This window comes from Leptospirillum ferrooxidans C2-3 (assembly GCF_000284315.1).
Taxonomy (GTDB): domain Bacteria; phylum Nitrospirota; class Leptospirillia; order Leptospirillales; family Leptospirillaceae; genus Leptospirillum; species Leptospirillum ferrooxidans.
The window spans coordinates 694,904-709,422 of sequence record NC_017094.1 but is presented as its reverse complement, the minus strand read 5'-3'; the positions used below and the strand labels follow the sequence as shown (position 1 = coordinate 709,422).

Genomic DNA, 14,519 nt, shown 5'->3' with positions numbered 1-14,519 from the left:
GGAAGAATTCATGGTTCGATCGCACCCCATTATCGATATTGTTACCCTTCCTATAGGGTCAATGACAACACTTTCAGGTTGGGTACAAACCGTCAGGGATCATGGTTCTCTCCTGTTTTTTGACTTAAGGGATCGATCTGGCCTCGCCCAGGTGGTGATTGATACCGAGAAAAACCCCCATCTGATAGAAGCAGCAAAATCAATGCGGGATGAATGGGTCGTTTCCGTTCATGGAACTATCGAAAAAAGACCTGAAGGAACAGAGAATTCAGCACTTCCTACAGGGAGTCTTGAAATCAGGACAGCCACCATAACCGTTCTCAATACATCCCCCACACCCCCTTTTCCCATCGATGACCGGACAGAGATCTCTGAAACACTCCGACTCACTTATCGATATCTTGACATGAGAAGGCCGGAACTGCGCCGCAACATGAAACTTCGAAGCGAAGTGACCCACTTTTTAAGGAATCATCTGGTTTCTCAAGGTTTTTGGGAAATAGAAACCCCTATTCTGACAAAGTCCACTCCGGAAGGAGCCAGAGATTTTCTTGTCCCATCCAGGCTTGAAAAAGGTTCTTTCTATGCCCTGCCCCAATCTCCTCAACTTTTCAAGCAGCTTTTAATGGTGGGAGGAGTAGAAAAATACTACCAAATCGCTCGTTGTTTCAGGGATGAGGACTTGCGCTCTGACCGTCAGCCTGAATTCACTCAAGTTGATATTGAAGCATCTTTTCTGACTGTCGATCATTTTCTATCCGAAATGGAAAAGATGGTAGCAGCACTCTTTGCACAATTTACGCATCACATTCCGCAAAAACCCTTCATGCGTCTCACGTATCAGGAGGCCATGGACCATTATGGAACAGACAAACCGGACCTCAGGTTTGATCTCAAGCTGGTGCGGCTAGATGAGCATGTCGCTGGAAGCACGTTTAAGGTCTTCCTCGACGTTCTCGAAAAAAAGGATGGCTCAGTCATTGGAATCCGTTACCCTGGAGGCGCGTCCTTATCCCGAAAAGAGATGGACACCCTCACACAATGGACAATTTCCCAGGGAGCCAGCGGACTTGCGTGGATGAAGTGGGAATCCGGTGAATTATCAAGCCCAATCGCCAAATTTTTTCCTGAAGCCACGCAGAAAGCCATTATCAACAGCCTTGAGGCTGAATCCGGTGACCTGCTCCTGTTTATCGCTGATACAAGAAGCAAGGCGCAGAAGATCATGGGACAACTTCGGCTCCACATCGGAGATCGCCTGAACCTTCGCCATCCAGATCACTTTTCACTTCTATGGGTCGTCGACTTCCCGATGTTTGAGTGGAATGATGAAGAAAACCGGCTGGATGCCTTACATCATCCTTTCACATCGCCTCATTTCGATGATCTTGAAAAACTGATGACCGATCCGCTTTCCGTTCGCTCAAATGCCTATGATCTGGTTTTAAATGGAACAGAGCTTGGCGGTGGAAGTCAGAGGATCCATGAACGAACCGTTCAGGAAACGGTTTTGAACCTCCTCAAGATTGAAAAGGAAGAAGCTCTTCAAAAATTTGGCTTTTTACTCGACGCATTGACCTACGGGGCTCCTCCACATCTCGGCATGGCGCTGGGACTTGATCGCCTCATCATGCTGCTTGCCGGAGCCAGCTCAATCAGGGACGTCATCGCTTTCCCCAAAACGCAGAAGGGGTCTTGTCTGATGACGAATGCTCCTTCGGATGTCAGCCTTTCCCAACTGAGAGATCTAGGCATCCGACTAACCTCCAAAGACTAGCTCAAATCTGTATGGAATAAGAGGAGATCAAATTCCTTCTCCTCTTATTCCATACTTTTCCATCCGATAAACCAGTTGCCTCGTTGTAATACCAAGAGCAAGGGCTGCTCGGGTCTTCACACCTCCTGAACGCTCCAGAGCCTTGATAATCCGCTCCCGCTCAATCTCCCGAATCGTATCCGGCAGATCTGTGTTGATTTCATGGACACTGGCTCCCCTTGATGGAGCAGCCGGTTCCCGCCCCGTTGTCGTTGGGGTAGAAATATTACCACTCGACTCAACCGATGGAACACCACTCGAATGAACCGGAAAAAGAGCAAGAGTCTGGACCACATCATCCGCCGTTATAATGTCTTTTCTGGCCATGACAACGAGCCTCTCAACAATGTTTTCAAGCTCACGTACATTTCCTGGCCAATCATATTCCATAAACACGTCAATCGCATCAGAAGCAATCCGGACATCCCTTCCATTCTCCTCAATGAATCTGGATCGGAAGTGCTCAAGCAACAGGGGAATATCTTCCTTCCGATGTCTTAATGGAGGAAGATAGATGGGAATGACATTCAGACGATAGTATAGATCTTCCCTGAACCGGTTCATCCTGACTTCCTGGTCCAGATTGCGGTTCGTTGCCGCAACGATCCGGACATCAATAGGGATAGGTCTATTGGACCCAATTCTTTCAACAACACGTTCCTGGAGAACTCTCAAAAGCTTTACCTGGACGGACGGTGGGATCTCCCCGATTTCATCAAGAAATATCGTTCCTTCATTCGCAGCCTCAAACCTTCCAGGTCTCGACAGGCTCGCCCCAGTAAAAGCCCCTTTCTCATGTCCAAACAATTCGCTTTCAAGAAGAGTTTCCGGAATTGCAGCACAGTTGATTTGAATAAATGGCATTTTGTTTCTGGGACTATTGAAGTGAATCGCTTTTGCAATTACCTCCTTACCGGTTCCACTTTCTCCAAGGATCAAGACAGTTGCCCTGCTTGCTGCCACTTGATGAACACTCTCGGCAATTTGGGCAACAAGCTTAGATCGGCCAATCCAGCCTGAAATCGTATATCTATGTTTCAAGGCATGTTCGAGCCTGCTGGTTTCATCTTGCAACCGTCGTTTTTCATCATCAAAATTATGTCTCAAAAGAACCGCCTGAGCCATGATGGAGCTTATTGTGGTCAATAAGCGGACATCCTCCTCCAGACTTTCTTTTCCACCCGAAGCACTTCTATCTGCAGAAAGGACACCAAGCTTTCTCCCCTGAAAGATCAGAGGAACAGCAATAAAGGCTGTCTTTTCCTTTTTTGATAGTCTTGAACCAGTTCTGTTTAAAAACCGGGGTTCAAGCGAGATATCTGGAACAATGACCGGCTCCCCACTTTCAAGAACCATTCCAGTAATACCTTCCCCTTTTTTAAAACGACCCCTTTCCTTCTCTTCTTCAGAAAGTCCGTGAGCAATCTCTGTTGACAGCTCATCAGACTCCCCTTTCAAAAGGAGAATCGAGCTCCTGTGAAGTCCAAGGTTTTGGTCCAGGATGCCAAGAATTTTGACAAGGGCAACATCCAGATCAGGACAACTTGCAAGCTCCTGACTGATGGAAAACAAGGTCGTTAGCTCTTGGATAATTTGGTGTTCGGATTCCATAAAGCCCTTTCTGATCGAAAAGGTCCGCTATAGATGCACACAGATGGAAAAAATGGTGGAAGAAAAAAGGCCCGAAGGAATCCCTTCGGGCCAACAGGATATATAGATTTTACAACAGAACAGCCAGAGAGAACCTAGATGTCATAATACAGGAAAAACTCATGTGGATGCGGACGAAGGCGAACCTGATCGACATCTCTTCTTCGCTTCTCTGCAACCCACACTTCAATCATGTCCTTGGTAAAGACACCGCCCTTGAGGAGGAAGTCATGATCTTTCTCCAAAGCATCCAGAGCTCCTTCAAGACTTCCGGGCATTTGTTTGATCTTCTTTCTTTCCCGGTCTGACATTTCGTAGATATCCTTGTCGAGTGGGGCTGGCGGAACAAGCTTTCGCTCTATTCCATCAAGGCCTGCCATCAACATGGCTGAAAACGCAATGTAGGGATTTGCGCTAGGATCCGGAGTCCTGAATTCGATTCGCTTTGCTTTCTCACTTTTCGAATACATCGGGATACGAATGCAGGCAGAGCGATTCCGCTTTGAATAGGCAAGGTTAATGGGAGCTTCATAACCTGGAACCAATCTTTTGTAAGAATTCGTTGTTGGAGCAATAAAGGCCAACAAGGCAGGGGCGTGATGCAGAAGACCACCGATGTAGTGAATAGCCATCTCGGATAGATCTGCATAACCACCTTTTCCGAAGAAAAGGTTTTTTCCACCCTTCCATAAACTCTGATGGCAGTGCATACCAGAGCCATTATCCTGAAAAAGGGGCTTTGGCATGAAAGTGGCGGACTTGCCATATTTTAAAGAGGTGTTTCGGACAACATACTTATACTTCATCACATTATCAGCCATCTTGGTCAATGTGTCATAACGCATATCAATCTCGCACTGACCTGCTGTTGCCACTTCGTGATGATGCACTTCTGTACGAATTCCCAACTTTTCCATCGTCAGAATCATTTCAGAACGCAGATCCTGGAGCGTATCATTTGGAGATACAGGGAAATAACCTTCCTTGTGGCGGATTTTATACCCAAGGTTTGGCATTTCGTCCCGATCAGTATTCCAGATCGCCTCGGAAGAATCGACGGAATAATGAGCGTAATTTGAACCCTGACCAAACTTGACGTCATCAAACACAAAAAATTCGGCTTCGGGACCCCAATAAGAAACATCGGCGACTTTCTTGAGGTAGGACTCTGCTTTTTGGGCGATCAAACGGGGATCCCTGGAGTAGGACTCTCCAGTAATAGGATCCTTGATATTACAGATTAAAACCAGAGTAGGAACTTGAGTATAGGGATCCATAAAAGCGGAAGCTGGGTCAGGAATCAGAAGCATATCGGATTCGTTGATTGCCTGAAAACCACGAATGCTGGAGCCGTCAAACCCCTTCCCCTCAACAAAACTTTCCTCGGACAGTTCATGGAGCGATGTCGAAATGTGCTGCCATGCACCAAAAAGATCCGTAAAGCGGTAATCGATAATCTGTACATTGTTCTTTTTTGCAAATTCAAGAACTTCTTTTGGTGTCATCGCGTCGGACTCCTTTCTTGATCAACCTTGATTGATGAGATTTAAAATCCTTAAAAAAATATTAGGATGGAGACACAAAAAAAGCGTCCTTTCATCAAAAAGACGCCTTTGTCTTTCGACCGATGGGAACTGTAGATCACGCTCCGAAGGATTCTAGGCATTCAAATCAAGACTGTCAAGATGGTCAAAAGGAAATCTAGAGAGCACTTAATTTGTCGGATGAGATCCAAACCATTGATCCCCTTTAAAGGGCTCTACAGATGAAAGAGGAGAAAGCTCAACGCTAAGATTTACCAGCAAAATCTCATTTTGACTGCTTACACTTCATCGGTTGCTGACGGGAGTCCTCAAATCCTTTATTATAGTATCCGATAGAAAAGTACACCTGCCATAATCAGCGACACAATAAACTGAAGCGAACATAAAATCAGCGATATGGATAAAATGACTGAAAGCAATCATATTCCCTATAAAACGGAAATACTGGTCATCGGGGGAGGTTCTGCAGGAAGGTACGCTGCAAAAGCTGCGGCACGAAAAGGTGCCCAGGTCATGCTTGTCGACCCTGGACCATTTGGCGGGCTCTGTATTCTTAAAGGTTGTATGCCATCAAAAGCATTGTTGAGATCTGCCCACGTCAGGCACCTCATCGTCTCGGAGCTCCCCGAACTTGGACTCCGACTCTCTGGTGGACAAGTCGACCTGGACATGAACTATATCGTTGATTCAAAAGACAGAATGATTCAGGATTTTGCCGATGATGCACTGCAAGGAATCTTAAACAATCCCTCCATTACCCTTGTTGAAGGGTTATTCCACTTCACCGGGACTCATGAAGGGCTCATTTCAGGTCGTCCAGTCACCTTTCAAAAAGCCATAATCGCTTCCGGAACCCGCATTAGACTCCCGCATATCAATGGACTTGAATCGGAAGATATCATGACCTCGGATGACATCCTGGAAACAAGGATATTGCCAAAGAAAGTCGTAGTGATTGGAACAGGGCCGGTTGGTCTTGAGCTTGGTCAATATCTTCATAATATGGGTTCAGAGGTCACGATCCTGAACATCAACCCGGAATGGGGTCATGGGCTAGACCGGGTGATCTCGGAAGCCTATCTTGATGCCTTAAGGGCCAGGGGACTCTCCATTCAAATGGGGATTACAAATGAATGGGTCGATCGCACGCCAGAGGGTCCAACGTTACACTACACTCATGAAGGCATCGAAAAATCTGTTCCATTTGAACGCCTCCTGTCTGCAATAGGCAGAATACCTGATACCCATTCCCTGGATCTGGAGGCTGCCGGGATCAAGACGGCGGAAAAGGGCATCATCAAGGTTCTCCCCACATTACAAACAACCAACCCTGATATTTATGCTGCAGGAGATGTCACAGGGATACTGCCTGTCCTGAATGTTGCCACATTTCAGGGAGAAATGGCTGGAGAGAATGCAACACGAAAGTCTCCTCTCCCCATTCCTGAGCCCCCGGTTCCCATCGCTATATTTACAGACCCGGAATATGCCCGATCCGGTTTGTCCGAGAGTGAGGCAGTTTTTAAGGGACATTCTGTTGTCACCGGTAGGATTCCCTTTACGGATCTTGGAAAAGCGATTGTTTACCGGAGAACGGACGGATGGCTCAAAATCGTCGCGAATGAATCTGATCACAAAATTCTGGGAGCCGAGATGTTTGGGCCAGGTGCCTCAGATCTTATTCATGTGATTCACGTTGCCATTGCATTAGGTGCCACTCTTGACGATTACCAGAAGATTCTTCACATACACCCGACATTTGCCGAGATATTCAAATACTTGATAGATGAGATGACCGATGCCATCTGACACTCAAAAAATGATGAAAGCCCCTTTTTCACTTCTCATCGTTCGTCCTTCAAGAAAAAATCAGCGAGAATGGATCCAAACGGTACAGACACTGATCCAGAATTCGGATTCCCGATTCAATATCTCAGCATTTATTGATCCGGACCCATCTGAAGATTTTTGTCTAATCGCAAACTATGAGCGGATTCCATTTGGGAAGTCATGGGCAGAGATCAAAACACACAATGAAACTCATGTGGTTCTATATGAGGAGGACCGTCATTACGGGGGAGTTCCGGAGCATCTTCCCATATTCCCGTTTGACTTCATCGAACTCCTCAGGCAGGAATTTGATGCCAAGTTTTCCCTGCTCTCCGTTCTGACACGACTTCAAACTTTTATCCAGACAATTACCAGACTTGGTTCCACTGAGATATCTTTTGCCCAGATGATTTCGGATTCAACTCGAAATTTTCTGAATGCTAGGGGAATCATTTATCTGAAATCCAATTTCCAATCCAAAACGCTGCGAATTGAGGCCAAAAGCATCGAAGGGAATCTACTGATCAGCGGTGAACACGGTCTGCCACCGCCTCAATTTTTAAGGGAACCTTATTACATCAATCATCCGACCACACCTCACGCTTCCGAATCGGCCCCGCCAGAGTTTAGAAGCTTCATTCAGGGCAGTCCGTTCTATCTGCTCCCCATTGACTACCACGCTTCTGCTCCGAAACATTTTCTTCTCGTCATACCTGATCTCATTGAACCGAATGGGTTAAAGGCAAGCGTGGAACTCAAAAATGCAATTGAGCTCTGCTTTCCTCTTCTAGAGACAAGCTTTTCTCTCCATAAAAATCACCTTGCACTCAAAAAGAGAGCAGAGTTTGACACAATGACCGGCACATACAACCGGGCGTCCATTGAGGAATTGCTTTCTAACGCGATTGCTCAGACAAAACTCCAGGGGAGTAGTCTGTCCATTCTGATGGTGGATCTTGACCACTTCAAAAAGGTTAATGATAAGTTTGGCCACCTGGCAGGAGATGAGGTTTTGATTGAGATGACAAGAAGCATCTCTGAAGTTCTACGCTCAGAAGATCGTATAGGCCGCTATGGAGGAGAAGAATTTCTGGTCATATTGCCAGGTGCAACCATTCATACTGCAAAAATCATCGCAGAAAGGATCCTGGCAAAGGTTCAAAAATTGAAGTTTGTAAAATACCCTGATATCCGCCTTACAGTCAGCATTGGAATTGCTTCCTATCCGGAACATGCACCCCATATCCTTGGACTTTTATCACTCGCCGACCAGATGCTTTACAACTCGAAATACTCCGGACGAAATAGGGCTTCTGCCCCAAAAGACCGTCTTGACCCATCCGGAACAGAGAGTGTTCCAAAATGAAACAAACATCCGATCACCTTAATTGAGCAAGGGCTTCCCACTTTTTCCGGTATCGCCTAAAACTTGATTCATTCGACAAGACACTCAAGATGTACTGATCCCGCTCCACACCTTTTCGTCCACTATAAAAACCAATCATTCCGGAAACAGATCCATGAGCCAAAACCAGATCATGGCGAATAATCATCATTCCGACTCGCACATTGACATTGATCAGGTACAGATCTTTAAAAGAAAGTGCCCATAGTCTTGATCCTTTTTTGCGGGCGAAATGTTTTTTCCAGAAGGAGTAGTGGATCTGGAATAGTCCATAATCACCGGAACGTTGATTGATTGCATACGGGTTAAAGGAAGACTCTCTCTGCATAATGGCTACACCCAGATCAACTGGAACACCTAGCAATGCTGACTGACGAAGAATCTGGCGAGAAATATCCCACGCTTGATTTCTGGAGAGATGGACTCGATTATGATCGAAAATATAATGACTGAGAACCTCTTGACTCGGACCAGCTACCCCATCAGCAAAAGCCATAGGAACGCAAGCGGGGGCAACCATAAAAGCAAATATAAAAAAAAGGGGCCCCCTCAACACAGAGAGCCCCTTTTCTATCTTCAAGAAAGATGTTCGAAAGAACAAAAATGCACAGACCTCACTCAACCTAGGTCGAGAAAGAACTTCCGCAACCACAGGAGCTCTTGGCGTTTGGATTCTTGATAGCGAAACCTGATCCATAAAGATTCTCGACATAATCCACTTCAGCGCCATCGAGCAATGGATAACTCTGTGCGTCGATGAAGAGCTTCACGCCAGATTCTTCAATGATCTGATCCATCTCTCCAGGAGCTTCTTCAAATGCCATTCCATATTGGAAACCATGGCATCCGCCGCCTGAAACATAAACGCGAAGCCCATAACCTGCCTTGTTTTCTGAAGTCAGATACTCACTGACTTTTTCAACTGCTTTTTCTGACATGCTGATCATTTACCATATCCTCCTGTTGTGATTCCGTTTGAATGATTTAGTTATATGCCATGATCTTTCGATTCCGGCCTACTATGGGAGCGGGCCTTCGCTTCCTGTTGGAGAGGATCACGGAATCCACAATCTCCCCACAGAGGATGCACCTCCAACCCCGGAAACCCAAATAACCTGTATCGTCATTTAAATCGTTAAATTCTTCTTCAAACATCTCCGTATGGCATCTTGGGCATTCCATCGCTGACCTCCGTCTATTGTCATCAGACAATCCAGAACTTCTTCAACGGTAATCAAGCAATACTCATGCCAATATTATAAGTGCATCATTTTATGGATTTCTTTAAATCAGAAACCGTACCCATCTTTAAAATCATATCAAAATGAAACACATTTTGAAAGTCATATTCCGAATTGATACAGATTATGCCACTCAAAAGTTAGCCTGGTCCCATCACTTTATGATAGAGGGAAAAACCGTAATATGCATTAAAAATAATCACAAAAGTTGGCACAAGAATTGTCAGTATGACAACAATGATTGTAATCCATTTCTTGCTGTCCATTGGCGTCTGCATTCTTTTGCCTCAAATCTAGTAGGAAATTTCCTCAATAGAGTAAACAACTTCTCCTGACGGAATACGAATCGTGACGCTTTCCCCCTTTGAGTGGCCGATCAAAGCCTTTCCTACTGGAGACTGGATTGATATTTTACCGAGCTTTAGATCGACTTCTTCCTGTCCAACCAGGGTATAGCGTTTCTCCTCGCCAGTCTCCGAGACCAGGCGAACGGTTGCGCCAAAGGTGACTCTGGAGGGATCCTGATGCGCCGATGAAACAATAATAGCTGATGATATTTTTTGTTCCAGCTCCTGAATCCTTGACCCCAAAAAGCCTTGCCGCTCTTTTGCTGCATGATATTCTGCATTTTCCGAAAGATCCCCATGAGCCCGGGCTTCCGCAATATCGGCAATATTTTTTGGTCGCTCTACATGTTTCAGACGATCAAGCTCCTCCACCAGTTTATCATAACCTTCTTTGGTCATCGGTAATTGATTCATTTTTTTTCACCTTTTCTTTTCGCTTGAATAATGGCCATACGTTTTTAAGGACAAGAGAGAGCTATCGACGAATCTCTTGCAAAGAAATCACTTCTTCCAGAACATTTCGGTTTGAGGCTTCAAGAAGAGCCAAGGCCAAGGCTTTAGCCCCAGCCACTGTCGTGTAATAGGGAATGTTTCTCGCAAGTGTTTCCCTTCGGATGGACAAAGAATCTCTTTGAGAACTTTTACCGGACACAGTATTGACCACAAGAGCGATTTTACCATCAGCAATCTCATCAACAATGTGAGGAGAACCCTCTTTCACCTTATTCACATGCTCGACATTCATACCTGCAGCAAGCAGTACGTCACGAGTCCCACCAGTGGCAACAAGCTGATAACCCAGAGAAGCAAGCGATTGGCAGATTTCAATGATAGCTGGTTTATCCCTGTCAGCCACACTGACAAAAACACGACCTTGTTTGGGAAGATTCATCCCCGCTCCCTCCTGAGCATCCAGAAATGCTTTTGAAAAGCTGCGGGATAGCCCCATAACCTCTCCGGTGGACTTCATCTCCGGGCCCAGGATTGTATCGACCCCAGCAAATTTCTTGAATGGGAATACAGCCTCCTTGACCGAAACGAATGGAGTTACGGCAACCTCACCATGAGAAAGTCCAAAATCAGACAATGACTTTCCAAGCATAACCTTCATTGCGATTTTGGCCAAGGGAAGGCCAATTGACTTGCTGATGAACGGAATGGTTCTTGATGCTCTCGGGTTGACTTCAAGGATATAGACTTTTTCATTCTGGACAGCGAACTGGATATTCATCAACCCCTTGACGGAAAGCCGAAGCGCCAGCTTGATCGTCTGCTCTTTCAATATTTGAAGAACTTTTTCAGAAAGGTTCATCGGTGGCAAAAAACAGGCAGAATCGCCAGAGTGGATACCGGCTTCCTCAATATGTTCAAGAATACCGCCAATGAAAACGGATTTTCCATCACATAGCGCATCCACATCCACTTCGGTTGCCTGACCAAGGAAAGAGTCAATCAGAAGAGGAAAACGAAAATCCAGATTGGCAGCCCTGTTAAGATATGCCGACAGATCCTCTTCATCATAGAGAACTTCCATTGCTTCTCCACCCAATACATAAGATGGACGAACCAGGACAGGGAATCCGACCGATCTGACAACATCGGACGTCTCCCCGACGGAATGGCTGAGAGCGCTTAATGGTTGTAAAAGCCCCAGGTCCTGGATGACATCACGGAATCTTTCCCGATCTTCGGCCAAATCGGTCATTTCAGGAGATGTCCCCAGGATGGGAATATTTTTTTCTGCGAGGATCGATGCAAGCTTGAGAGGGGTCTGACCCCCAAACTGAACAACAACACCCAATGGTTTCTCTTCTTCCAGAATTCCGAGAACGTCCTCGCTTGTGAGTGGATCAAAGTACAGTCGGTCAGAGATATCGAAATCGGTAGAGACTGTTTCGGGGTTACAATTGATCATGACAGCATCAAACCCCATCTCGCGAGCAGCCATCACCCCATGAACACAGCAATAATCAAACTCGACACCCTGACCAATCCTGTTTGGACCTGATCCAAGGATGACAACACTTCTTTTCTGCGAATCCGGGAACTCCCGCTCATCGACTCCGGCATAGGTCCCATACAGATAAGGAGTCGTTGTATCAAATTCAGCAGCACATGTATCCACCCTGCGATATTGGAGCGCAATTCCTCTCCGTTGACGCATCTCCCTGACTAACGTTTCTTCTTTTTGTAAAAGTTCGGCAATCCTGCGATCGGACAACCCATCTTTTTTGGCTTTTCTTAAAAGGTCATCCGGAAAAAGGGCAAGTGGCTCGTTACAACGTTCGGATATTTCGATTTCAAGATGAACAAGCTCCAGAATCTCGTTCAGAAAGAAGGGGTCCACCCGGGTCCATTCGTGAACCTTCTCCACGGAATACCCTTGTCGAAAGGCTTCGGCGATTCGGTGGATGCGATCGTCTAGGGATACTTTCAACATCTCCGCAGCCTCCACCGGGTTCTCTGGCAGAGCTTGAGATACAAAACCCGAGCGATTATTTTCAAGAGAGCGGAGGGCTTTCATCAAAGCTTCCTTGAAGTGATGACCTATCCCCATCACCTCCCCTACTGATTGCATTTGGGGTCCAAGGACTCTTGAGGCCTGCGCAAATTTTTCAAAATGGAAGCGGGGGATCTTGACCACAACATAGTCAATGCTTGGCTCAAACGCTGCAGGCGTTATCTTCGTGATATCATTTTTGATTTCATCCAGCGTATATCCGATTGCGACCTTTGTGGCAACCCTTGCAATGGGAAATCCTGTCGCCTTCGATGCCAGGGCTGAGCTTCTCGAGACCCTGGGATTCATTTCGATCACAAGAACTCTTCCTGACTCCGGATTGACAGCGAACTGGACATTGGAACCCCCGGTTTCCACACCAATTTCCCTGAGAATCGCAATCGCCGCATTTCTGAGATACTGATATTCCCTGTCAGTGAGCGTCATCGCGGGTGCAACCGTAATACTGTCGCCTGTGTGGACACCCATGGGATCAAGATTTTCAATGGAGCAAATGATGATGGAGTTATCCGCGCGATCCCTCACAACTTCAAGCTCGAATTCCTTCCATCCCAGAAGTGACTCTTCCACGAGGACCTCTCCAACCGGGCTCAGATCAAGACCTGTCAAAACCTTTTGCTCAAACTCCTCCTTGTTTCTTGCGATTCCTCCCCCCGTTCCTCCCAATGTAAAAGAGGCCCTGATGAGAACAGGAAAAGGAAGCGAGGAAAGGGCCAGATTAGCCTCTTCAAGAGAGTGAACCACAAAGCTTTTAGGACTGTTCAGCCCTATCTTCTCTATAGCTTTTTTAAAGAGTCCCCGATCTTCTGCCTTTCGAATGGAGTCAACAGAGGTCCCAATAAGCTGGATTCCCAAGCGGGCAAGCGTCCCGCGGTCAGAAAGGCTAACGGCAAGATTCAGGGCTGTCTGACCGCCCATGGTTGGCAAAATGGCATCAGGACGATCCACTAAAAGAACCCGCTCCAATGCCTCCACAGTCAATGGCACCATATAGGTCCTGTCTGCCAGATCGGGGTCCGTCATGATCGTTGCAGGATTTGAATTGACAAGAGAAACAATGTAGCCCTCCTCTTTCAGGGCCTGTATCGCCTGGGTTCCCGAATAGTCAAACTCTCCCGCCTGACCGATAACAATCGGACCCGAGCCTATGATCATGATTTTTCGAATATCTGTACGTTTAGGCAATTTCCCTCTCCTGGCCCGAAGATGTCATCGGAGTCTTGTCAAATTCATCAAATGTCTCTTCATTTTCCTGGATATAACCTTCAAGAAGCTCCATGGAAAAAAGGGTCTCCATTGCGCTCTCATACTCATCCATCGAGATCGGGCGGTTTATGGACGGATTTTTTAAAGCCCGGTTTGTTGGAAAATATTGGGCCATTAAAGAAATCGCGGAATCCTTCCCAAGATTTTCCCGAATAAAAGACGCAGTCTTTTCAAGACCCCCGATTCCGTTTGGCATAATCAAGTGACGAATCAGAAGGCCTTTTTTGGCCATTCCATTTTCATCCAGTACAAGCGGCCCAACCTGTCGAAACATTTCAAGAATGGCAAGCCTGTTGAATGTCACATAACGATCAGCCTTTGATATGCGCCTTGCATGGCGATCATCAGAATACTTCATGTCAGGCAGGTAGATATCAATCATTCCATCCAGCAGACGTAACATCTCCACATCATCATACCCGTTGGAGTTATAAACGATCGGTATCGAAAGCCCCGCCTCGCGGGCAACGATGATAGCGATCAGGAGAGAGGGAACGACATGGCTCGGTGTCACCAGATTGATATTATGCGCGCCTCTTTTTTCAAGGCTTAAAAAAAGATTGGAAAGCTCCACAAAAGTGACTTCCTTGCCATAATCCATTTGACTGATAGGAAAGTTCTGGCAAAAATCGCAGGAAAGATTGCATGAGGTCAGAAACACAGTCCCTGAACCTCTGACGCCGGAAATGCAGGGCTCCTCTCCAAAATGAAGATTTGCCGCGGAAAGGGAGATGTTGACACCTGTCCGACATGTCCCCGTCTCACCGGAGATACGGTCAACATTGCAGCTTCTGGGGCAGACAGTGCAGCAACGGTACTTTTCCCATGCAAGGACAGCCCTTTGTCTCCAATGTTCACTGCGGATAATCGAAGGATCAAAGGGATCAAATGACAAGATA

10 protein-coding genes are annotated in these 14,519 nt (G+C 46.3%); 3 read left to right on the top strand and 7 right to left on the bottom strand.

Features of this window, described 5'->3' with window-relative positions; genetic code table 11:
• Window positions 1-10 precede the first annotated feature (10 nt).
• The gene (gene aspS, locus LFE_RS03725) at window positions 11-1,777 is read left to right on the top strand and encodes an aspartate--tRNA ligase (RefSeq protein WP_014448936.1); all 1,767 of its coding nucleotides are present in this window, start codon (window positions 11-13) and stop codon (window positions 1,775-1,777) included.
• A gap of 27 nt (window positions 1,778-1,804) precedes the next feature.
• On the opposite strand, the gene nifA is transcribed toward aspS, so the two are convergent.
• Both nifA and glnA read right to left on the bottom strand, forming a co-directional pair.
• Window positions 1,805-3,388 carry a nif-specific transcriptional activator NifA gene (nifA, locus tag LFE_RS03720; protein ID WP_232502561.1) on the bottom strand — a complete coding sequence of 528 codons (1,584 nt, stop codon included), beginning with the start codon at window positions 3,386-3,388 and terminating at the stop codon, window positions 1,805-1,807.
• A 173-nt stretch (window positions 3,389-3,561) separates the two neighbouring features.
• Window positions 3,562-4,971, bottom strand: a complete 1,410-nt coding sequence (gene glnA / locus LFE_RS03715) for a type I glutamate--ammonia ligase (protein ID WP_014448934.1) — start codon at window positions 4,969-4,971, stop codon at window positions 3,562-3,564.
• Window positions 4,972-5,415: 444 nt separating this feature from the next.
• Between glnA and LFE_RS03710 the strand changes: the two genes are divergently transcribed.
• Together LFE_RS03710 and LFE_RS12970 are read left to right on the top strand one after the other, a co-directional pair.
• A complete protein-coding gene (locus LFE_RS03710; RefSeq protein ID WP_148272535.1) occupies window positions 5,416-6,819 on the top strand; it encodes a dihydrolipoyl dehydrogenase family protein in 1,404 nt (467 codons plus the stop codon).
• Window positions 6,809-8,206 carry a GGDEF domain-containing protein gene (locus LFE_RS12970; RefSeq protein ID WP_014448932.1) on the top strand — a complete coding sequence of 466 codons (1,398 nt, stop codon included), beginning with the start codon at window positions 6,809-6,811 and terminating at the stop codon, window positions 8,204-8,206. Before LFE_RS03710 ends, LFE_RS12970 begins: the two co-directional genes overlap by 11 nt.
• Before the next feature lie 13 nt (window positions 8,207-8,219).
• On the opposite strand, the gene LFE_RS03700 is transcribed toward LFE_RS12970, so the two are convergent.
• The 5 genes from LFE_RS03700 to LFE_RS03675 all read right to left on the bottom strand — a co-directional run bounded on the left by LFE_RS03700 (window position 8,220) and on the right by LFE_RS03675 (window position 14,515).
• Window positions 8,220-8,741, bottom strand: a complete 522-nt coding sequence (locus LFE_RS03700; protein WP_148272534.1) for a transglycosylase SLT domain-containing protein — start codon at window positions 8,739-8,741, stop codon at window positions 8,220-8,222.
• Window positions 8,742-8,868: 127 nt separating this feature from the next.
• Window positions 8,869-9,192, bottom strand: coding sequence for an iron-sulfur cluster insertion protein ErpA (gene erpA / locus LFE_RS03695; protein WP_014448930.1), 324 nt, complete (start codon window positions 9,190-9,192; stop codon window positions 8,869-8,871).
• A 587-nt stretch (window positions 9,193-9,779) separates the two neighbouring features.
• Window positions 9,780-10,247, bottom strand: coding sequence for a transcription elongation factor GreA (greA, locus tag LFE_RS03685; protein WP_014448929.1), 468 nt, complete (start codon window positions 10,245-10,247; stop codon window positions 9,780-9,782).
• Window positions 10,248-10,308: 61 nt separating this feature from the next.
• Window positions 10,309-13,539, bottom strand: a complete 3,231-nt coding sequence (gene carB, locus LFE_RS03680) for a carbamoyl-phosphate synthase large subunit (protein WP_014448928.1) — start codon at window positions 13,537-13,539, stop codon at window positions 10,309-10,311.
• Window positions 13,532-14,515 (bottom strand): radical SAM protein, encoded by a 984-nt coding sequence (locus tag LFE_RS03675; protein ID WP_014448927.1) that lies wholly within the window; start codon window positions 14,513-14,515, stop codon window positions 13,532-13,534. Before LFE_RS03675 ends, carB begins: the two co-directional genes overlap by 8 nt.
• Between the last annotated feature and the right edge of the window lie 4 nt (window positions 14,516-14,519).

Bases quoted from the DNA above. Each gene is read 5' to 3' on its own strand.
- greA (WP_014448929.1), bottom strand. From the start codon at position 10,247: ATGAATCAATTACCGATGACCAAAGAAGGTTATGATAAACTGGTGGAG.
- aspS (WP_014448936.1), top strand. From the start codon at position 11: ATGGTTCGATCGCACCCCATTATCGATATTGTTACCCTTCCTATAGGG.
- LFE_RS03710 (WP_148272535.1), top strand. From the start codon at position 5,416: ATGACTGAAAGCAATCATATTCCCTATAAAACGGAAATACTGGTCATC.
- LFE_RS03700 (WP_148272534.1), bottom strand. From the start codon at position 8,741: ATGGCTTTTGCTGATGGGGTAGCTGGTCCGAGTCAAGAGGTTCTCAGT.
- glnA (WP_014448934.1), bottom strand. From the start codon at position 4,971: ATGACACCAAAAGAAGTTCTTGAATTTGCAAAAAAGAACAATGTACAG.
- erpA (WP_014448930.1), bottom strand. From the start codon at position 9,192: ATGATCAGCATGTCAGAAAAAGCAGTTGAAAAAGTCAGTGAGTATCTG.
- LFE_RS12970 (WP_014448932.1), top strand. From the start codon at position 6,809: ATGCCATCTGACACTCAAAAAATGATGAAAGCCCCTTTTTCACTTCTC.